18 protein-coding genes are annotated in these 19,327 nt (G+C 72.3%); 15 read left to right on the top strand and 3 right to left on the bottom strand.

What is annotated here, in order from left to right; translation table 11 throughout:
* The first annotated feature begins 22 nt into the window (after positions 1-22).
* From tsf to ABUL08_RS16450, 6 genes are all read left to right on the top strand, one after another.
* Positions 23-850, top strand: coding sequence for a translation elongation factor Ts (tsf, locus tag ABUL08_RS16475; protein WP_242797700.1), 828 nt, complete (start codon positions 23-25; stop codon positions 848-850).
* 164 nt (positions 851-1,014) lie between these two features.
* Positions 1,015-1,782: a UMP kinase gene (pyrH, locus tag ABUL08_RS16470; RefSeq protein WP_350930800.1), complete on the top strand. Its 768-nt coding sequence runs from the start codon at positions 1,015-1,017 to the stop codon at positions 1,780-1,782.
* Positions 1,783-1,863: 81 nt separating this feature from the next.
* The gene (gene frr / locus ABUL08_RS16465) at positions 1,864-2,421 is read left to right on the top strand and encodes a ribosome recycling factor (protein WP_350930799.1); all 558 of its coding nucleotides are present in this window, start codon (positions 1,864-1,866) and stop codon (positions 2,419-2,421) included.
* Between the two features lie 259 nt (positions 2,422-2,680).
* Positions 2,681-4,000, top strand: a complete 1,320-nt coding sequence (locus ABUL08_RS16460) for a phosphatidate cytidylyltransferase (RefSeq protein WP_350930798.1) — start codon at positions 2,681-2,683, stop codon at positions 3,998-4,000.
* A gap of 104 nt (positions 4,001-4,104) precedes the next feature.
* Positions 4,105-5,253 (top strand): 23S rRNA (adenine(2503)-C(2))-methyltransferase RlmN, encoded by a 1,149-nt coding sequence (gene rlmN / locus ABUL08_RS16455; protein ID WP_350930797.1) that lies wholly within the window; start codon positions 4,105-4,107, stop codon positions 5,251-5,253.
* A 31-nt stretch (positions 5,254-5,284) separates the two neighbouring features.
* The gene (locus ABUL08_RS16450; protein WP_350930796.1) at positions 5,285-6,412 is read left to right on the top strand and encodes a DivIVA domain-containing protein; all 1,128 of its coding nucleotides are present in this window, start codon (positions 5,285-5,287) and stop codon (positions 6,410-6,412) included.
* A gap of 78 nt (positions 6,413-6,490) precedes the next feature.
* Here the strand turns inward: ABUL08_RS16450 and ABUL08_RS16445 are convergent, their stop codons facing one another.
* Positions 6,491-6,715: a DUF2631 domain-containing protein gene (locus ABUL08_RS16445; RefSeq protein ID WP_242797710.1), complete on the bottom strand. Its 225-nt coding sequence runs from the start codon at positions 6,713-6,715 to the stop codon at positions 6,491-6,493.
* A 260-nt stretch (positions 6,716-6,975) separates the two neighbouring features.
* Here ABUL08_RS16445 and ABUL08_RS16440 point away from each other — a divergent pair, with 260 nt between their 5' ends.
* Together ABUL08_RS16440 and ABUL08_RS16435 are read left to right on the top strand one after the other, a co-directional pair.
* Positions 6,976-8,556: a Rieske 2Fe-2S domain-containing protein gene (locus ABUL08_RS16440; RefSeq protein WP_350930795.1), complete on the top strand. Its 1,581-nt coding sequence runs from the start codon at positions 6,976-6,978 to the stop codon at positions 8,554-8,556.
* Between the two features lie 108 nt (positions 8,557-8,664).
* A complete protein-coding gene (locus ABUL08_RS16435) occupies positions 8,665-9,303 on the top strand; it encodes a TMEM175 family protein (protein ID WP_350938668.1) in 639 nt (212 codons plus the stop codon).
* 3 nt (positions 9,304-9,306) lie between these two features.
* Here ABUL08_RS16435 and ABUL08_RS16430 read toward each other — a convergent pair whose 3' ends face one another.
* Positions 9,307-10,908, bottom strand: coding sequence for a phytoene desaturase family protein (locus tag ABUL08_RS16430; protein ID WP_350930794.1), 1,602 nt, complete (start codon positions 10,906-10,908; stop codon positions 9,307-9,309).
* Between the two features lie 160 nt (positions 10,909-11,068).
* A complete protein-coding gene (locus ABUL08_RS16425; protein WP_350930793.1) occupies positions 11,069-11,911 on the bottom strand; it encodes a YhjD/YihY/BrkB family envelope integrity protein in 843 nt (280 codons plus the stop codon).
* Positions 11,912-12,126: 215 nt separating this feature from the next.
* Here ABUL08_RS16425 and ABUL08_RS16420 point away from each other — a divergent pair, with 215 nt between their 5' ends.
* The 7 genes from ABUL08_RS16420 (at position 12,127) to ABUL08_RS16390 (ending at position 19,214) form a co-directional block, all read left to right on the top strand.
* Positions 12,127-12,408: a hypothetical protein gene (locus ABUL08_RS16420; protein WP_350930792.1), complete on the top strand. Its 282-nt coding sequence runs from the start codon at positions 12,127-12,129 to the stop codon at positions 12,406-12,408.
* 126 nt (positions 12,409-12,534) lie between these two features.
* Positions 12,535-13,179: a Uma2 family endonuclease gene (locus tag ABUL08_RS16415; protein ID WP_350930791.1), complete on the top strand. Its 645-nt coding sequence runs from the start codon at positions 12,535-12,537 to the stop codon at positions 13,177-13,179.
* A gap of 43 nt (positions 13,180-13,222) precedes the next feature.
* Positions 13,223-14,434, top strand: a complete 1,212-nt coding sequence (gene dxr / locus ABUL08_RS16410; protein ID WP_350930790.1) for a 1-deoxy-D-xylulose-5-phosphate reductoisomerase — start codon at positions 13,223-13,225, stop codon at positions 14,432-14,434.
* Positions 14,434-15,681, top strand: a complete 1,248-nt coding sequence (locus ABUL08_RS16405; protein ID WP_350930789.1) for a M50 family metallopeptidase — start codon at positions 14,434-14,436, stop codon at positions 15,679-15,681. The genes dxr and ABUL08_RS16405 overlap by 1 nt, the downstream gene beginning before the upstream one ends.
* A gap of 9 nt (positions 15,682-15,690) precedes the next feature.
* Positions 15,691-16,863, top strand: a complete 1,173-nt coding sequence (ispG, locus tag ABUL08_RS16400; protein ID WP_350930788.1) for a flavodoxin-dependent (E)-4-hydroxy-3-methylbut-2-enyl-diphosphate synthase — start codon at positions 15,691-15,693, stop codon at positions 16,861-16,863.
* A 216-nt stretch (positions 16,864-17,079) separates the two neighbouring features.
* On the top strand, positions 17,080-18,306 hold the full coding sequence (locus ABUL08_RS16395; protein ID WP_350930787.1) for an MFS transporter: 1,227 nt from the start codon (positions 17,080-17,082) through the stop codon (positions 18,304-18,306).
* A 68-nt stretch (positions 18,307-18,374) separates the two neighbouring features.
* Entirely contained in the window at positions 18,375-19,214 is an 840-nt protein-coding gene (locus tag ABUL08_RS16390; RefSeq protein WP_350930786.1) for a GNAT family N-acetyltransferase, read from the top strand.
* Positions 19,215-19,327 lie beyond the last annotated feature (113 nt).

The following is a 19,327-nucleotide window of genomic DNA, read 5'->3' as shown; positions in this document are numbered from 1 at the left end:
ACACGACACCGAAGAGAGAGTCATGTCCAACTTCACCGCCGCGGACGTCAAGAAGCTCCGCGACCTCACCGGCGCCGGCATGATGGACTCCAAGAAGGCGCTGACCGAGGCTGAGGGCGACTTCGACAAGGCCATCGAGATCCTGCGCGTCAAGGGCGCCAAGGACGTCGGCAAGCGGGCCGGCCGTACCGCCGCCAACGGCCTGGTCGCGCACTCCGGCAAGGCGCTGCTCGAGCTCAACTGCGAGACCGACTTCGTCGCCAAGAACGACGCCTTCATCGCCCTGGCCCAGCAGCTCGTCGAGCACGGCGAGCGCAGCGGCGCCGGCACCGCCGAGGAGCTGCTGGCCAGCTCGATCGACGGCAAGCCGGTCGCCGACCTGATCCAGGAGCAGTCCGCCAAGATCGGCGAGAAGCTGGTGCTGAACCGCTTCGCCAAGCTGGACGGCACCACCGCGGTCTACCTGCACCGCAAGAGCCAGGACCTGCCGCCCGCCGTCGGCGTGCTGGTGGAGTACGCCGGCAAGACCGACGAGGCCGGCGACGCCGACGCCCGCGCCGTGGCCATGCAGATCGCCGCGATGCGGCCGAAGTACCTCACCCGTGACGAGGTGCCGGCCGAGGTCGTCGAGTCCGAGCGGCGCATCGCCGAGCAGACCGCCCGCGAGGAAAACAAGCCCGAGGCGGCGCTGCCGAAGATCGTCGAGGGCCGGGTGAACTCCTTCTTCAAGGACTACGTCCTGGTCGAGCAGGCGTCGGTCGCCGACAACAAGAAGACGGTGAAGCAGGTGCTGGCCGACGCCGGCATCGAGGTCACCCGCTTCCTGCGGTTCGAGGTCGGCCAGGCCTGAGCCGCCGGATCGGGCGCATGACGCGCCCGTGGGCAGGGAACGTCGACGAGGAGGCCGCCGGTGTACGCGACAGGCACCGCGGCCTCCTCGTCACATAGGGTCGGCAAGGGCAGCAACGCGGCACGCGGCGCACGTACGGTGCCGCGACGGGAAGGGCGGGTCGGATGACGCAGGTTGTGAGTGACCGGAGCCTGGCGGCGGATGATCCGACCGCCCCGCCGCCCGGGCGGGCTCGTCGGGTGGTGCTGAAGCTCTCCGGCGAGGTCTTCGGCGGCGGCGCGATCGGCGTCGACCCCGATGTCGTCCAGGCCATCGCCCGGCAGATCGCCACCGTGGTCCGCCGCGGCGTGCAGGTCTCCGTGGTGGTCGGCGGCGGCAACTTCTTCCGCGGCGCGGAGCTGCAGAAGCGCGGCATGGACCGGGCCCGGGCCGACTACATGGGCATGCTCGGCACGGTGATGAACTGCCTGGCGCTCCAGGACTTCCTGGAGAAGGAGGGCATCGAGACCCGGGTGCAGAGCGCGATCACCATGGCCCAGGTCGCCGAGCCGTACATCCCGCTGCGGGCGATCCGGCACCTGGAGAAGGGCCGCGTGGTCATCTTCGGCGCCGGTGCCGGCATGCCGTACTTCTCCACCGACACGGTGGCCGCCCAGCGGGCGCTGGAGATCCGCGCCGACGTGGTGCTGATGAGCAAGAACGGCGTGGACGCCGTCTACACCGCCGATCCCCGGATCGACCCGACGGCCAGCAAGCTCGACTCGATCACCTTCTCCGAGGTGCTGCGCCGCAACCTGCGGGTGGCCGACGCGGCGGCGTTCAGCCTCTGCATGGAGAACGGCCTGCCGATGCTGGTCTTCGGCGCGCAGGGCGACGACACCATCGTCCGCGCCGTCAGTGGCGAGAAGATCGGCACCCTGATCACCGCCTGAGCGGCGCCGCCGACGACAGCGGCCCTCCCCACGACATCCCGCAGAGCCCACGACGAGCACAAGAAGGAGGCGAGGAGACCGGTGATCGACGACACCCTCCTCGAGGCCGAGGAGAAGATGGAGCGTGCCATCGAGCACGCCAAGGAGGAGTTCGGCGCCATCCGCACCGGTCGCGCCAACGCCGCCATGTTCTCCAAGGTCATCATCGACTACTACGGCACCCCGACCCCGCTGCCCCAGATGGCGTCCATCGGCGTCCCCGAGCCGCGCATGGTGATCATCAAGCCGTACGACAACTCGCAGATCAACGCCATGGAGAAGGCGATCCGCGACTCGGACCTCGGCGTGAACCCGAACAACGAGGGCAACCAGCTGCGCATCCTGCTCCCGCAGATGACCGAGGAGCGGCGCCGCGAGATGATCAAGGTGGCCCGGCACAAGGGTGAGGAGGCCAAGGTGGCCGTCCGCAACATCCGTCGCAAGGGCAAGGAAGAGCTGGACCGTCTGGTCAAGGACGGCGAGGTCGGCGAGGACGAGGGCCGCCGCGCCGAGAAGGAGCTGGACGACCTGACCCAGCGCTTCGTCTCCGGTGTCGACGAGCTGGTCAAGCACAAGGAAACCGAGCTGCTCGAGGTCTGAGCGTCCGACGACGCCGCCGGCACCGGTGTGTCGCCGCCCACCCGGGTGGCGGACCCGGTGCCGTCGTCGTCGGTGGGCCATCGTCCGCCGTGCCGGGTTCCCGGGTGCAGTAGGCTCGGCACGATTCCCGACCACCACCGGGTGAACGGCGGGGATCAGCCGGCTGTCGGGCCGGTCAACCGGAACTTCGCACGCCTGTAGGGGATGTCTTGGTCTTGCGTCATGTGGTGGATCTCGTACCGCGTCCGCTCGGTGCCTGATGTCCCACCCCGACCCCTACGGCGCCGCCGATCCCCGAGGCTGGGACCGGCCGGACCGCCCGCCCGCGCTGCCCTGGCCGGAGACCGACCTGGAGCCGGGTCCGCGGCGGCGGCCGGGCGGCAACCCTGAGGCGTACGCCGAGCCGCACCGCCGGCCCCGGCCGACGGTGGACCCGTACGCCGAGCCGTACGCCCGACCCGACGTCGACCGGCACGAGCCGGCCCGCGCCGGCCGCCCCGCCCCGTACACCGGGCAGCTCGGCGGCCCCGACGAGCGCCCCGGCGCGTACGACGAGCGCGCCGGCCGGGTCGACGGCCGTTCCGGACGCGACCGGGACGACCACGACGAACCCGGTCGGGACGACGAGTACCCGACGGCGCAGCTCGCGCCGGTGCGGGCCGACGCGGCGCCCGACCCGGAGCCGGCGGCCCCGGCGGGACGGCGGGCCCGGGGGCGTCGCCGGGCCAGCGCCGACCGGCCGCCCACCCTGCAGGCCGCGCCCAGCCGCGCCGGGCGGAACCTGCCGGCCGCGATCGGGGTGGGGCTGGGCCTCGGCGCGGTGATCCTGGTGCCGCTCTTCTTCTATCCGCTGGCGTTCCTCGGGGTGATCGCCGCCGCCGTGGCGGTCGGCACCTGGGAGATGGCCCGGGCGGTACGCCGCAGCGGCGCGCACCCGCCGCTGGTGCCGCTGATCGCCGGTGGCGTGCTCACCGTCGGGCTGGCCTGGTTCGCCGGCCCGGACGCGCTGAGCCTGGGCCTGCTGGTGACCGTGCTCGGCACGATGATCTGGCGGCTCGGCGACGGCCCCGGCAACTACCAGCGGGACCTGACCGCGGCCACCCTGATCGCCGTCTACGTGCCCTTCCTGGCCGGCTTCGCGGCGATGCTGGCCGCGGCGCCGGGGGACGGGCGGCTGCGGGTCCTGGCGACCCTCGTCGCGGTGGTCCTCTCCGACACCGGCGGGTACGCGGCCGGCGTCTCCTTCGGCAAGCACCCGATGGCCCCGTCGATCAGCCCGAAGAAGTCCTGGGAGGGCTTCGCCGGGTCGGTGACCGCGGCGGCGGTCGGCAGCGCGGTGCTGATCTGGCTCTTCTTCGACGTGGCTCCCTGGTGGGGTGCGCTCTTCGGGGTGGCGGTCTCCTGCGCGGCGGTCCTCGGCGACCTCGCCGAGTCGATGATCAAGCGGGATCTGGGCGTGAAGGACATGAGCAACCTGCTGCCGGGTCACGGTGGCCTGATGGACCGGCTGGACTCGATCCTCTTCGCGGTCCCCACGGCCTACCTGCTGCTCGCCGTCTTCGCCCCGCTGGCGGGTTGAGGCATGGATCACGCCGCCGGAGCCGGCTCGGTTGCCTGGTCGGGGTCGATTCGGCACCTACGGCCGGGTGCGTCCCGCTCCGGGCGTGTCAGACTGGACCAGCCATGACGAGCCTCCCCCTGATCTCCGTAGACCCCGACGCCCGCGGCCGCCGGCCGGCGATGCCGCCGCGGCACCTCGCCGACCTGGACCTGCCGGGTCGGCAGGCGCTCGCCACCGAGCTGGGCGAGCCGGCGTTCCGTGCCAAGCAGATCTCCCACCACTACTTCGGCCGGCTGGTGCGCGACGCCGCCCAGATGACCGACCTGCCGGCGGCCACCCGCGAGAAGCTCGCCGGCGCGCTGCTGCCCACCCTGCTCACCCCGGTACGCGAGCTGGCCTGCGACGACGGCGCCACCCGCAAGGCGCTCTGGCGGCTGCACGACGGCTCGCTGGTGGAGAGCGTGCTGATGGGCTACCCGGACCGGGTCACCGTCTGCATCTCCAGCCAGGCCGGCTGCGGCATGGCCTGCCCGTTCTGCGCCACCGGCCAGGCCGGGCTGACCCGCAACCTCTCCACCGCGGAGATCGTCGACCAGGCCGTCTACCTCGCCGGGGTGGCCGCCTCCGGTGCCGTCGCCGGCTCCCCGCCGCGGCTGTCGCACGTCGTCTTCATGGGCATGGGCGAGCCGCTCGCCAACTACTCCCGGGTGGTCGCGGCGATCCGGCGGCTCGTCACGCCGGCCCCCGAGGGGCTCGGCCTGTCGCAGCGCCACATCACCGTTTCCACGGTGGGGCTGGTGCCGGCCATCCGCCGACTGGCCAGCGAAGACCTCTCAGTGACCCTTGCGTTGTCGCTGCACGCCCCCGATGATGAGCTTCGCGACGAACTCGTCCCGGTCAACCAGCGCTGGAAGGTGTCCGAGGTGCTGGACGCGGCATGGGACTACGCCGCCACGACGGGGCGTCGCGTGTCGATCGAGTACGCGATGATCAAGGACGTGAACGACCAGCCGTGGAGAGCCGATCTGCTCGGGCGGCTGCTGGCCGGCAAGCTGGCCCACGTGAACCTCATCCCGCTCAACCCGACTCCGGGCAGCCGTTGGGACGCCAGCCCGAAGCCGGTCGAGCGGGAGTTCGTCCGGCGGTTGCGCGACGCCGGGGTGTCGACCACCGTGCGGGACACCCGGGGACGCGAGATCGACGGCGCGTGTGGGCAGCTCGCCGCCGCCGAGGACAGGGACACCGATGCGCCGCGCGAGGCAACGGCGTGACCGGGCGTAGCGAACGAGACCAGGAGACATAGTGGCGAGTCAGGGTCAGCGTTTCCGGCGTAAGGCGCTCCGCCGGGGATACAAGGTCGACGAGGTCGACGCCTTCCTGGACCGGGTCGAGGCGACCCTCGACGGTCAGCCGATCGGCGCGCCCGTGGCCTCCCAGGAGGTGCACGACGTCGTCTTCCGGGTCCGCTTCAACGGTTACGACGAGTGGCAGGTCGACCTGCACCTCGACCGGGTCGAGCGGCAGCTGGCCGAGCTGGAGGAGCGCGGTGCCCCCACCGGCGCACGCGGTGGCGACCCCCGGATGGCGGACCGGCTCGGCCCGCCCATGCGGGACGAGCGTGGCCTGTCGCCGGTGCCGCAGCCGCCGATGCCGCCCCGGCCGATGCCGGCGCAGGCCGGCCCGCCCGCCGACCGCTACGGCCGCTACGACGAGCCGACCGGTGCCTTCGCCGGTGGGTACGACGCCCCCCGTGGCGGGTACGACGCGCCGCGCGGCCCGGCCGGTCCCGGCCCGATGGGCCACGGCGGTCCGGTGGGCCACGCCGGTCCGCCCCCGTCGCGCGGCCTGCCCCAGGGTCCGTCCGGCTACGGCGCCCAGGACGATCCCCGCTACGGCCCGCAGGACGACCCGCGCTACGGGGCCCAGGACGACCCGCGCTACGGCGGGCAGGACGAGCCGCGCTTCGACGGGTTCGAGGCCGGCCGGCACGGCCGTACCGACATGACCGCCGAGATCCGGATGCCCGACCGGGATCTGCGCGACCCGCGGGGGCGTGGCCCGGCCGGTCCGCCGGCGCTGCCGCAGCAGGGGATGGGGCCGGGGCTGTCCGGCCCGCCGATGGGTGGCCCCGGTGTCGGTGGCCCGCCCATGGTCGGCCCGCCGATGGCCGGCCCGCCCGGCAGCGACCTCTACCGGGTCGACCAGATCCGACGCAGCTTCCAGGTGCGGCGCTTCGGCAGCGGATACGACCCGGACCAGGTCGACCGCTTCTTCGAGACGCTGCTCGGCGGGATGCAGGGGCGCAACCCGATGCCGGTGAACCCGAAGGACCTGGACACCCTGCGCTTCCCCCTGGTGCCCGGTGGCTACTTCGAGGCCGAGGTCGACGCCGCGCTCAAGGACGTGCAGGACATCCTCTTCGGCCGCTGACCGGCCCGGGACGACGACGAGGGCCCACCCCCGACGGGGGTGGGCCCTCGTGTCTGCCGGGTCCGGGATCCGGCCCGGTCAGGACCGCAGGCCGTTGCGGCGCAGCACCGAGTCGCCGATGACGATGGCGAGCAGCACCAGGGCGATCCCGATGAGCCAGATGTCCTCGACCTTGCCTTCGTGATTGCCGCAGAGCGCCATCACTACCAAGACCACCGCCGAGAGCACCGCACCGATCCGCCCCGACTTGCGGTGCCCGGGCTTGTGCTGATCTGGCGCGGTTACCGGCTCGCTTCCTGCCACTGTCGGTCCTTCCCTCGCAATCGGATCTCCGGTTAGTCTGGCACGCCCCGCACCGGGCCCGGCGCAGGGTCCGACCTGATCGCCGGCGGACCGTCGGCGCGGCGGGACCGGACGCCGGGAGGCCAGGGGCGGAGCGCCCGGGCCGTTGGACCCCTCTTCGACGGGGCGGAACGGCACTACCGGCGTCGCGGGGCGGTGGCCAGACTGCCTCCGGTAGCGTCTTGACGTACACCTTGATTGTCGTTTTGAGGGGGACTGCGGTGCGAGTGACCGGTACGGGGCATGCCAGCATGCGGATCGACACGGCCGCGGGCAGCATCCTGTGCGACCCGTGGGTCAATCCGGCCTACTTCGCCTCGTGGTTCCCGTTCCCCGACAATTCGCTGCTCGACTGGGAGACCCTGGGTCAGGTCGACTACCTTTACGTGTCGCACCTGCACCGGGACCACTTCGACGCCAAGCACCTGCGCGACTTCGTCTCGAAGGACGCCACCGTCCTGCTGCCCGAGTTCCCCACCTCGGAGATGGAGGACGAGCTGCGGGAGCTGGGCTTCACGAAGTTCCTCAAGGCCCCGAACGAGCAGGTCGTGGAGCTGCCCGGCGGCCTGAAGATCATGATTCAGGCGTTGACCAGCCCGACCGACGGCCCGATCGGTGACTCCTCCCTCTGGGTGGAGTACGACGGCGTCCGGCTGCTCAACCAGAACGACGCCCGCCCCACCGACCTGACCGTCTTCGCCGAGCTGGGTCACGTGCACGCGCACCTGCTCCAGTTCTCCGGCGCGATCTGGTACCCGATGGTCTACGAGCTGCCGCAGTCGGCGAAGACCGCGTTCGGCAAGCAGAAGCGGGATCGGCAGTTCGACCGCACCTGGCGCTACATCGACGACCTGAAGGCCGACCACGTCTTCCCGATCGCCGGCCCGCCGTGCTTCCTCGACGACGCGTTGTGGCAGTTCAACGACATCCACGGCGACGAGGGCAACATCTTCCCCGACCAGTCGGTCTTCCTGTCCGAGTACGCGAAGGTCGGCGGCACCAACGGCATCGTGCTGCTGCCCGGCAGCGTCGCGGAGGTGACCACCGAGGGCGCGACCACCACCCACCCGGTGCCGGTCGAGGAGTTCTTCGCGAACAAGGTCGCCCACCTGGAGGAGATGCGGGAGCGCAAGCGTCCCGTGATCGAGGCGGAGAAGGCGTCCTGGCGGCACCCCGAGGTGGACGTGCTCGCCGGGATGAAGCGCCGGATCGAGCCGCTGCTCGACGAGTCCATCTATCTGGCCAAGGGCGTCGGCGGCCCGGTCCGCTTCGACCTGGTCGGCTACGACGGCGAGAGCGTCGAATCCATCGTGGTGGACTTCCCGGGCAAGGAGGTCCGGCCGTACGCGGACGAGAAGGTGCGCTACCGGTTCCGTACCGAGCGGGCGCTGATCGAGCACCTGCTGCACATCGAAGAGGTGGACTGGGTCAACTCGCTCTTCCTCTCCTGCCGGTTCTCCGCCGCCCGGATCGGCCAGTACAACGAGTTCGTCTACGCCTTCTTCAAGTGCCTCTCCGAGGAGCGCCTCCAGTACGCCGAGGGCTGGTACGACGAGCACGAGCGGGCCGTCGACGCCGAGGACATCACCCTGGACGGATGGGTGGTGCAGCGCCGCTGCCCGCACCTGAAGGCCGACCTGAGCCGCTTCGGCATCGTCGACGGCGACCAGCTCACCTGCCAGCTGCACGGCTGGAAATTCGATCTGCCCAGCGGGCGCTGCCTGACCAGCGTCGGCCACAAGGTCCGCGCCCACCGGGTCGACGCCGACACCCCCGCCCCGGCCGGCGAGGCGGTCAGCTGACGGTTCCGCCCCGCACGCCGCCCCCGGCGGGTGACCATGAGGTCGGAAGGGGGCGGCGTGACGGGCGCGGACAGGGAACCGGTGCGGCGGTTCGTGCGGGGCAGCGAGATGGCCCGGGACGCCTCGCGGGTGGAGGCGTTCAGCGACGCGGTGATCGCCATCGTGCTGACGTTGATGGCGGTCGAGCTGCTCCAGTTCAGCCCGGACGCCCCGAACGGGCACGGGCTCGCGGCTGCGCTGGCCCACGAGTGGCGGTCCTACCTGGCGTACGTCATCACGTTCGGGATCGTCGGGCAGGTCTGGCTGACCCACCACAACATGTGGCGGTACGTCTGCCGGGTCGACCAGATGCTGCTCGTGCTGAACCTGCTGCTGCTGATGTTCGTGGCGGCCATCCCGTTCACCGCGAACCTGCTGTCGGACAATCTGCGCGGCGCGGCCGTCGAACAGCGGCTGAGCGCCGCGCTCTATGTCGGCACGGTGCTCGGTGAGGCGCTGTTCTTCAACCTGAGCTGGTGGTGGGCACGCCGGCGCGGCCTGCTGCACCCGGATCTGGACCCTCGGCTGGCGAAGGCGGTGGCCCGCCGGTTCCTGCTCGGGCCGCTGCTCTATCTGGTCGCCTTCGCGGTGGTCTTCGTCGACCCGATCCTGAGTCTGCTGGCCTACCTGTTGCTGATCGCGCTCTATCTGATCCGGGGCCCCGGCGACCTCCCACCCGCGGGGCGGGAGGCCGCCGAGCCGGGGTGAGGGCTACCGGCCCAGGTCGGCGAGGATGCGGCGGGCGGCGTTGTGGCCGGCGGCGCCGATGACACTGCCGGCCGGGTGGCAGCCCGCGCTGCCGGCGTAGACGCCGTCGACGCCGGTCGCATACGGCATGCGGTCGGTGAAGCTGACGGTGTTGTCGACGTGGTGGATGTGCCCGCCGGTGATGCCGAAGTGCGCCTCGATCCCGGGCGGCGGGAGCGGCACCGCGTCGGCGATGAGGTCGGCGGTGCCGGGGGCGTAGCGTTCGCAGATCCCGATCAGCGTCTCGACGTAGCCGGGCAGCGCCGCGTCCCAGGTGGTGCCGGCCAGCTCGTAGGGGACCGACTGGACGAAGAGCGCCGACGAGTGGTGCCCGGCCGGGTCCGACAGCGACGGGTCGACGGTGGTGTGCAGATACCACTCGATGGTCGGCTCCGCCGGCAGCCGGCCGGCCTGCACGTCCGCCCACATGGCACGCAGCGCCGCCATCGGCGACTCGCCGCCCGCCCCGACCAGCGACGCCGAGCCGGGCAGCAGGTGGATCGTGGAGCCGAACGGGCTCGGCGCGTCCGCCGGCAGGCAGCCGAAGCGGGGCAGCCCGGTCAGCGCCAGGTTGAGCTTGAGCGTGGTGCCGGTGCGGCGGACCGCCGCCATCCGCTCGCGCAGCGGCGCCGGCAGCGCGCCGTCGGGCAGCAGCTCCATCAACCGGTACGGGTCGCAGGCCCCGAGCACCACCGACGCGCCGACTTCCCTTCCATCTGCCAGCCGGACCCCGCCGGCCGCGCCGCCGTCGAGGGTGATGCCGGTGACCGGCGTACCGGTGAGGATGGTCGCCCCGGCGGCGCGGGCGGCCTCGGCGAAGGTCCGGGAGACGGTGCCCATGCCGCCCTCGGCGATCATCCAGGTGCCGTCCGAGCCGGGCAGCCGGCACATGTTGTGCACCAGGAAGTTGTGCCCGGTGCCCGGGTCGTCGGGGCCGGCGTTGAGCCCGGAGAGGCCGTCGGTGACGGCGTACATGCTGACCAGCAGCTCGGAGCGGAAGTCGAAGCGGGCCAGGTGGTCGGCGACCGAGCCGCGGACCAGGTCGACGAAGACCTGCCGCAGCGCGGGCCGGACGTACCGTTCGGCGGTTTCCTCCACCGACAGCGGCTCGGCCAGCCAGGCCGGCGCCAGGTCCTCGCGGAGCTGGGCCAGCTCGGCCTGCATGGCGTCGTCGGCGGCCACGTCGGCGGGGGAGAAGAACTCGGTGAGCTGCCGCCGGGTGGCCGCGTGGTCGCTCCCCATCAACAGGTACGGCGCGCCGGGGCCGCCCGGGGTGGGCAGGAAGTAGTGCGGGTCGCGGCGCAGCACCGGGATGCGGACGTCGAGCGTGGCGAGCAGTTCGGGCGGCATCAGCCCGAGCAGGTACGACCCGGTGGAGTGGCGCAGCGCCGGCACCTTCGGGAACGGGTTCTCGGTGCGGGTGGCCCCGCCGATGACGTCGGCCGCCTCCAGCACCAGCACGTCGAGGCCGGCGCGGGCCAGCAGGATCGCGGAGACCAGACCGTTGTGCCCGGACCCGACGATCACCACGTCGGTGCGGGCGGGCAGCTCACTCGCTTCGCTCATGCCCGATCACCCTAGCCGCGCGCGCCCCCCGACGGGAGGCACAGCTTCGTCGATCAAGAGCTTTGCGTCGCCGGGGACCGCTCTCCCCGACGCAAACCTCTTGATCACCGGCCCGGGGGTGAGGCCGGGGACGGCCGGGGTGGGGTGGGGGTGGGGTGGGTCAGGGGCGGGCGGCGGCGCGGGCGGCGCGCCAGCGGGAGAGGGCGAGGGTGGCCGAGTAGCCGGCCAGCACGATCACGTGGAACAGATAGAGCCAGAGCAGGACGGCCACCCCGCCGCCGATCTCGGTGAAGCCGCCGAACGGCACCCCCAGGTTCAGCGGCAGGGAGCAGAAGAGCACGAAACCGTGCAGGAAGCCGGAGAGGTTCGCCGCCGTGAACGAGCCCATGCCCAGCGTCGAGAGCCAGTCCGGCGAGGCCGGGCCGACCACCCGGAACACCCACATCAGCACCGGCGTCAGCACCAGCCAGGTGGCCAGGAAGGAGAGCACCACGCCGAGCGCGCCGAGCCAGCCGCCCTGTTGGACCAGGTGGGTGGTGACCGGCAGCGCCAGCAGCACCGACAGCAGCAGGGCCGGGGCGGGGGCGAGCAGCGGCAGCAGCAGCAGCCGTCCGCGCCAGCCCACCAGGGCCCCCGACTCGCTGTGCGGCTCGGCCACCGAGACGAAGGCCCGGCGCAGCCCCTCCCCGTACAGCGAGGCCGGCAGCAGCGACGCCAGCGCCAGCAGCGGGGTCAACCCCAGCCCGGCCGTGACCAGCGCGGCCACCGCCCGGTTCGCACCGATGTCGGTGGGCAGCGTGTCGATGGCGTACGAGGTGAGCCGCCGGACCCGGTCGTCCCCGGCCAGCAGCCCGGTCATCCAGATCGCCAGCAGCGCCACCGGCACCACGGCGATCGCCCCGTAGAAGGTGATCGCGGCGGCGTGCAGCGACAGGTCCCGGCCCCGTACCGGCCGGAACGCGGCACTCGTGATCCGCTTCGTCCGCTGCCATGCTCCGCCCATCGCGATCTCCTTCCCCCTCCGGGGCCGGGGCACGCATCACGATCGCGCGTCATGACGGTGCTCACGACGGGACGCCTGGTGCTGCGGGAGTGGACCGACACCCCGACGGACCTGGAGCGGATCTTCGACATCTGTTCGCCGGACGTGCTGCGCGCCCACTGGTAGCCGTTCGGGGGAAGGCGCCGTGCAGGGGCTGACGCCTATCGTCCGCAGTCATGATCATGCGGTTCGACTACGGGCCTGACCGCGGCCGACTCGTTGCCGCCACGCGTCGGGCAGGCCGCCGCACCCTGCTCCGCACGCGAAGCCTGGGCGCTCTCTTCGCGCCGGACCAGTTGCTCTTCCGGCTCAACAAGGCGCAGTTCCTTCCCGTGGTGACGGCGGACCTGCCGCCCGAACAGCGCGAGGAGCTGATCTCCTACCTCCGCAGACGCGGGCTGGTCTTCCGTGGCGAAGCCGCCAAGTGGGGGACACCGGCCACGCCGCCCAATCGGTAGGGCCGGCCGCCGTGGCCGACGCTGCGAGACCGGCCCCTGACGCACGTGGTGTGCGATCCCGTGACCTGCGGGGCGGCGGGACTAGGGTGGTCGGTAGCACGATGTCCGCTGAGGGGGTGAGTTCGGATGGCCCAGGCCGCTTTCGCGCCCGAGCCGGCGCCACAGCCCGCCGAGCCGTCGTTCGACGTGCTGCGGTGGCATGACGAGCCGTGGACGGCGCAGCTCGCTCTCGACCTCTTGCCGGAGACCAACGGCCCCAAGGTAGAGGTCCTGAGCGGAAGCGTGATCGTGACACCACACGCGGGAATCGACCACCAGTCGGTCGAGCGGGAACTGCCCTATCTGCTGCACCGGGCAGCGCGCCGAGCCGGTCTCTGGGGCTATCCCGAGATCAACCTGATCTCGGGTGACAACCTCTTCATTCCGGATATCGCGGTGCTCCGACGCTCCGGCGGCGGACGATCCGCCATCGACATCGCCGAGGCCGTGCTGCTGGGTGAGATCGTGTCGCCGGGCAACCGGCGCAAGGACGTGATCGATCGACCCCGCGAGTACGCGGCGGCGGGCGTGCCCTTCTTCCTCCGTGTCGACCTGCGCAACCGGGTCCCCGCGATGGCCCTCTACGAGCTGACGGATGGGGAGTACCGCCCGCTGTCCGCGGCGGCTGCCGGCACCACCTTCCTCATGAAGCAGCCCTTCGAGTTCTCCGTCGACCCGGCCGATCTGCTGGACGAGGAAGCGCCGGAGGCGCAGGCCGACGGCGAGGTCTGAGCCTCCCAGCGGGCGTACAGCGCGGCTGGGGAAGAATGGCCGGGTGACCACTCCCCGCGACGTCGTCCTGCTCGGTTCCACCGGCTCGATCGGCACTCAGGCCATCGACATCGTCCGGCGCAATCCGGACCGGTTCCGGGTGGTGGCGCTCGGCGCCGGCGGCGGCAACGTCGCGCTGCTCGCCGCCCAGGCCCTCGAACTCGGGGTCGAGGCGGTCGGGGTGGCGAAGGCGTCCGCCGCGCAGGACCTCCAGCTCGCCTTCTACGCCGAGGCGAGCCGGCGCGGCTGGGCGACCGGCGACTTCAAGCTGCCCAAGATCGTGGCCGGGCCGGACGCGATGACCGAGCTGGCCGAGTGGCCCTGCGACGTGGTGCTCAACGGGGTGGTCGGCTCGCTGGGGCTGGCGCCGACCCTGGCGGCGCTGCGCGCCGGTCGTACCCTCGCCCTGGCCAACAAGGAGTCCCTGGTGGCCGGCGGCTCCCTGGTGCGGGCCGCGGCGACGCGGCCGGGGCAGATCGTCCCGGTGGACTCGGAGCACACGGCGCTGGCCCAGTGCCTGCGCTCCGGCTCGGCGGCCGAGGTACGACGGCTGGTGGTCACCGCGAGCGGCGGCCCGTTCCGGGGCCGGCGGCGGGACGAGCTGACCGGGGTGACCCCGGAGCAGGCGTTGGCCCACCCCACCTGGAACATGGGCCAGGTCATCACGATCAACTCCGCCACGATGGTGAACAAGGCGCTGGAGGTGATCGAGGCGCACGAGCTGTTCGACGTGCCCTACGCCGACATCGAGGTGGTGGTCCACCCGACCTCGGTGATCCACTCGATGGTCGAGTTCGTCGACGGCTCGACGATCGCCCAGGCCAGTCCGCCGGACATGCGGCTGCCGATCGCGGTGGCGCTGGGCTGGCCGGACCGGGTGCCCGACGCCGCCGCCCCGGTCGACTGGACCCGGGCCCACACCTGGGAGTTCTTCCCGCTGGACGACGCCGCCTTCCCGGCGGTGGCGCTGGCCAAGGCGGCCGGCGAGACGGGGCGCTGCCGGCCGGCGATCTACAACGCGGCCAACGAGGAGTGCGTCGCCGCGTTCGTCGCCGGGCGGCTGCCGTTCCTCGGCATCGTCGACACCCTCCAGCGGGTGCTGGAGGACGCTCCCGACTTCGACGAACCAGGTACCGTCGAGGACGTGCTCGCCGCCGAGTCGTGGGCACGGGCGCACGCCCAGGAGATCATCGTCGGGTCGGTGGAAGGAGCCTGATGGCAAACCTGCTCGGGGTGGTGCTCTTTGCCCTGTTCATTCTCGTCTCGGTGAGTCTGCACGAGGCGGGGCACATGCTCACCGCGAAGGCCTTCGGCATGAAGGTCACTCGCTACTTCGTCGGCTTCGGCCCGACGCTCTGGTCGTTCCGGCGCGGTGAGACGGAGTACGGCGTCAAGGGCATCCCGCTCGGCGGCTTCTGCAAGATCGTCGGCATGACCCCGCAGGACGACGACGTCGAGCCGGGCGACGAGCCGCGCGCGATGTGGCGCTACCCGGTGTGGAAGCGGACGATCGTGATGTCCGCGGGCTCCATCACCCACTTCGCGCTGGCCCTCTCCGCGCTCTGGATCATGGCGGTCGCGGTCGGCCTGCCCAACCCGAAGTTCCCGAGCACCGAGAAGGAGTTCCTCGCCGAGCCCGCGGTGGTCGCCCTCGCCCCGTGCGTGGTGGTGGAGAACGCCAGCCGGCCCTGCCAGGCCGGCGACCCGGCCAGCCCGGCCGCCCAGGCGCAACTGCGCGACGGTGACCGGATCACCTCGGTCAACGGCCGGCCGGTGAGCAGCTGGGGTCAGATGCTGGACGTGGTCCGCGCCACGCCGCCCGGCAAGGCCACCGTCGACTACGTGCGCGACGGCGCCGCGGCCAGCACCACCGTCGACCTCGCGGCCGTGCAGCGCCCGCCGCTGGGCAACCCCAAGGGCACCACCTCGGCGGTCTCCGCGATGGGCGTCGCGCTGCGCCCCAGCACGCCGCAACTGATCGAGTACGGCCCGGTCGGCGCGGTCGGCGCCACCGCCGACTTCACCGGCAACATGGCGGTGCAGACCGCGCACGCCATGCAGCGGATCCCGCAGAAGGTCCCCGCCCTGTGGTCCGCCATCACCGGCGGCGAGCGGGACATGGACACCCCGATCAGCGTGGTCGGCGCCAGCCGGCTCGGCGGCGAGTTCGTGGCCAACGACGCCTGGTACGGCTTCTTCATGCTCTTCGTGTCGCTGAACTTCTTCATCGGCGTGTTCAACCTGCTGCCGCTGCTCCCGCTGGACGGCGGCCACATCGCGATCTCCTGGTTCGAGCGGGTCCGGTCCTGGCTCTACGCCCGGATCGGCCGGGCCGACCCGGGCCGCGTCGACTACCTCAAGCTCATGCCCATCACGTACGCGGTGATCCTGATCGGTGGCGTGTTCACGCTGCTGACCGTCACCGCGGACGTCGTCAACCCGATCACGCTCTTCCCAAGGTGAGTGCCTGAAGTGACCGCTGTCAGTCTCGGTATGCCCCCCGTACCGCCGCCGCCGCTCGCCCCGCGTCGGGCCAGCCGCCAGATCATGGTCGGCTCGGTGCCCGTCGGTGGGGGCGCGCCGGTCTCGGTGCAGTCCATGACCACCACCCTGACCTCCGACGTCAACGCCACCCTCCAGCAGATCGCCGAGCTGACCGCCTCCGGCTGCCAGATCGTCCGGGTCGCCGTGCCGTCGCAGGACGACGTCGAGGCGCTGCCGGCGATCGCCCGCAAGTCGCAGATCCCGGTGATCGCCGACATCCACTTCCAGCCGAAGTACGTCTTCGCCGCGATCGACGCGGGCTGCGCGGCCGTCCGGGTCAACCCGGGCAACATCCGGCAGTTCGACGACAAGGTGAAGGAGATCGCCAAGGCGGCCGGCGACGCCGGCGTGCCGATCCGGATCGGCGTGAACGCTGGTTCGCTCGACAAGCGGCTGCTCGCCAAGTACGGCCGGGCCACCGCCGAGGCGCTGGTCGAGTCGGCGCTCTGGGAGTGCTCGCTCTTCGAGGAGCACGGCTTCCGGGACATCAAGATCTCGGTCAAGCACAACGACCCGGTGGTGATGATCCGGGCGTACCGGCTGCTCGCCGAGAAGTGCGACTATCCGCTGCACCTCGGCGTGACCGAGGCCGGGCCGGCGTTCCAGGGCACCATCAAGTCCGCGGTCGCGTTCGGCGCGCTGCTGGCCGAGGGGATCGGCGACACCATCCGCGTCTCGCTGTCGGCCCCGCCGGTGGAGGAGATCAAGGTCGGCACCGCGATCCTGGAGTCGCTGGGCCTGCGCGAGCGCGGCCTGGAGATCGTCTCCTGCCCGTCCTGCGGCCGGGCCCAGGTGGACGTCTACAAGCTGGCCGAGGAGGTCACCGCCGGTCTGGAGGGGCTGCCGGTGCCGCTGCGGGTGGCCGTGATGGGCTGCGTGGTGAACGGTCCGGGTGAGGCCCGCGAGGCCGACCTGGGGGTCGCCTCCGGCAACGGCAAGGGCCAGATCTTCGTCAAGGGCCAGGTCGTCAAGACCGTGCCGGAGGCGCAGATCGTGGAGACGCTGATCGAGGAGGCGCTGCGGATCGCCGACGAGATGGGCGCCGACCTCCCCGAGGAGCTGCGCGCCCTGGTCCCGGGCGCCACCGTCACCGTCCACTGACCCACCCACACACCCGGAAAGGGCGGGCCTCCTCACGGAGGCCCGCCCTTTCCCGTCCCCACCCTCCCCACCCTCCCCACGCCCCCTCCCCGCCGCGGTGATCATGGAGTTTGCGGCGACGAGACGGGCAGCCGCCGACGCAAACTCCATGATCACGGGAGCGGGGGCGATGGGACGGGGCAGCAAACCGTACGTACGTCTTGTTAGGGTGCGGGGGTGCGCCTACTTCCTGAACCGGGTCCGGCCCGGACGCTCGCCCTGTCCACACTCGTGAACACCGTCGGGCGGGGCACGTGGCTGACCGTCAGCGCGCTCTTCCTGACGCGTTCGGTCGGCCTCTCCGTGGCGCAGGTCGGTCTCGGCCTCACCCTCACCGCGGCGGTCAGCCTGGTCGCCAGCACCCCGATGGGCTACCTGGCCGACCGGTACGGCCCGCGCGGCATCCAGCTCGCCGCCCTGGTCGCCTCCGCCGGCTTCACCGCCGCGCTGCTCACCGTCCGGTCGTTCCCGAGCTTCCTCGCGGTCGGCATGGCGATGGCGGTCGCCGACGCGGCCAGCCGGGGCGCCCGGGGCGCGCTGATCGCCGGCGCCGTCCCCGCCGACCAGCGGGTCCGTACCCGGGCCTGGCTGCGCGCCGTCACCAACGTCGGGATCTCCGTCGGTGCCGTGGTCGCCGGGTTCGGCATCGCCGCCGACACCCGCGCCGGCTACCAGGCGCTGATCCTGCTCGACTGCGTGACGTACCTGGTCGCGGCGGCGGTCCTGCTCCGGTTGGCGGCGGTCCCGCCGGTCCCGGCGCCCACCCACGGGCCGCGGTTGATCGCCCTGCGGGACCGCCCGTTCCTGGTCTTCACCGTGCTCGACGGCCTGATGTCGGTGCACTTCGGGCTGGTCAACATCGCCCTGCCGCTCTGGATCGCCGATCACACCACCGCCCCGGAGTGGCTCGTCTCGGCCTGCATGCTGGTCAACACCGTGATCGTCGTGCTCTTCCAGGTGCGTGCCTCGCGGGGCACCGAGGAGGTGGCCGGGGCGGCGCGGGCCGCCCGGCGCGCCGGTGCCGTCATCGCGGTGGCCTGCGGGCTCTTCGCCGCCAGCGGTGGCGTCTCCACCCCGGCCGCGGTCGCCCTGCTGCTGGCCGGGGCGTTCGTGCACGTGATCGGCGAGTTGTGGCACGCGGCGGCCGGCTGGGGGATCTCCTTCGGGCTGGCCCCGGCCCACGCGCAGGGGCAGTACCAGGGCGCGTACGGGATGGGCATGCAGCTCGGCGGGATGGTGGCCCCGGTGGTGGTGACCACCCTGGCGGTCGGCTGGGGGGTGCCGGGCTGGCTGCTGCTTGGCGGGCTGTTCCTGCTGCTCGGGCTGCTGGTGCCGCCGGTGGCCCGGTGGGCGGAACGCACCCGTCCCGCCGCCCCGGCGGCCGACCCGGTCCCGGTCGGCTGACCGCCACCGGGTGCGGGGTCGTCAGGTCGGCCCGCGCGTCCCCCGGTCCATCTGGCAGGCTGGTAGCCGTGCTGACGGTGCCGGTACGCCAACTGGGGGAGTCGGAGCGTCGCTCCGTCGAGCGGCTGCTCGACCTCGACCCGTTCGCGGGCGCGCAGGTCGCCGAGCGGGTCGCCGCCCGTGGGCTGGCCTGGTGGCGGGCCGAGGGGCGGATCCTCGGCTACGGCCCCCGCCGCAGCCTGGAGTCGATCTGCTGGCTGGGCGGCAACCTGACCCCGGTGCTCGCCTCGGAGTCCGCCGTCGAGGCCTTCGCCGAGCAGCTCGGCACCGAGGAGCGGATCTGCTCGTCAATCGTCGGGCGGGCCGACGCGGTGCTCGGGCTCTGGGACCGCCTCTCCGCGCACTGGGGGCCGGCCCGGGACGTACGCCCGAATCAGCCGCTGCTGGCCACGGACGCGCTGCCCGCCGTGGCGGCCGACCCGGAGGTGCGCCGGGTGCGCAGCGGTGAGGTCGACCGGCTCTTCCCGGCGGCCGTGGCGATGTACACCGAGGAGGTCGGGGTCTCCCCGCTGACCGAGGACGGCGGGCGCGGCTACCGGCGGCGGGTCACCGACCTGGTCCGGGCCGGCCGGGCGTACGCCCGCTTCGTGGACGGCAAGGTGGTCTTCAAGGCCGAGCTGGCGGTGGTGACCCGGCGCACCGCGCAGGTCCAGGGGGTCTGGGTGGCCCCGGAGTGGCGGGGTCGGGGGATCGCCACCGCGGCGATGGCGGCGGTGGTCCGGGACGCCCTGGTGCGGGTCGCCCCGACGGTCAGCCTCTATGTCAACGACTTCAACGCCCCGGCCCGCCGGGTCTACGACCGCTGCGGGTTCCGCCCGGTCGGCACGCTCGCCACCGTCCTCTTCTGAGGTTTCCGGCCCCGGCATGGCCGGGATCACGTCGCCTCGAATTGCGCTGAACCGGACTAACGGCGTTATGCTGGCCATGTTTTTATACTGACCAGTCAGTTTAGTTCAGGCGG

The sequence above is a fragment of the Micromonospora sp. CCTCC AA 2012012 genome, assembly GCF_040499845.1.
In the GTDB taxonomy this organism is placed as follows: Bacteria; Actinomycetota; Actinomycetes; order Mycobacteriales; family Micromonosporaceae; genus Micromonospora; species Micromonospora mangrovi.
The sequence above is the reverse complement of the archived record's forward strand: the minus strand, read 5'-3'. Positions and strand labels throughout refer to the sequence as shown.

What these genes read in the sequence shown, in the direction of transcription:
- tsf (WP_242797700.1), top strand. Translation starts at nt 23, where the DNA reads ATGTCCAACTTCACCGCCGCGGACGTCAAGAAGCTCCGCGACCTCACC.
- pyrH (WP_350930800.1), top strand. Translation starts at nt 1,015, where the DNA reads ATGACGCAGGTTGTGAGTGACCGGAGCCTGGCGGCGGATGATCCGACC.
- ABUL08_RS16460 (WP_350930798.1), top strand. Translation starts at nt 2,681, where the DNA reads ATGTCCCACCCCGACCCCTACGGCGCCGCCGATCCCCGAGGCTGGGAC.
- rlmN (WP_350930797.1), top strand. Translation starts at nt 4,105, where the DNA reads ATGACGAGCCTCCCCCTGATCTCCGTAGACCCCGACGCCCGCGGCCGC.
- ABUL08_RS16435 (WP_350938668.1), top strand. Translation starts at nt 8,665, where the DNA reads ATGGCCCGGGACGCCTCGCGGGTGGAGGCGTTCAGCGACGCGGTGATC.
- ABUL08_RS16430 (WP_350930794.1), bottom strand. Translation starts at nt 10,908, where the DNA reads ATGAGCGAAGCGAGTGAGCTGCCCGCCCGCACCGACGTGGTGATCGTC.
- ABUL08_RS16425 (WP_350930793.1), bottom strand. Translation starts at nt 11,911, where the DNA reads ATGGGCGGAGCATGGCAGCGGACGAAGCGGATCACGAGTGCCGCGTTC.
- ABUL08_RS16420 (WP_350930792.1), top strand. Translation starts at nt 12,127, where the DNA reads ATGATCATGCGGTTCGACTACGGGCCTGACCGCGGCCGACTCGTTGCC.
- ABUL08_RS16415 (WP_350930791.1), top strand. Translation starts at nt 12,535, where the DNA reads ATGGCCCAGGCCGCTTTCGCGCCCGAGCCGGCGCCACAGCCCGCCGAG.
- ABUL08_RS16405 (WP_350930789.1), top strand. Translation starts at nt 14,434, where the DNA reads ATGGCAAACCTGCTCGGGGTGGTGCTCTTTGCCCTGTTCATTCTCGTC.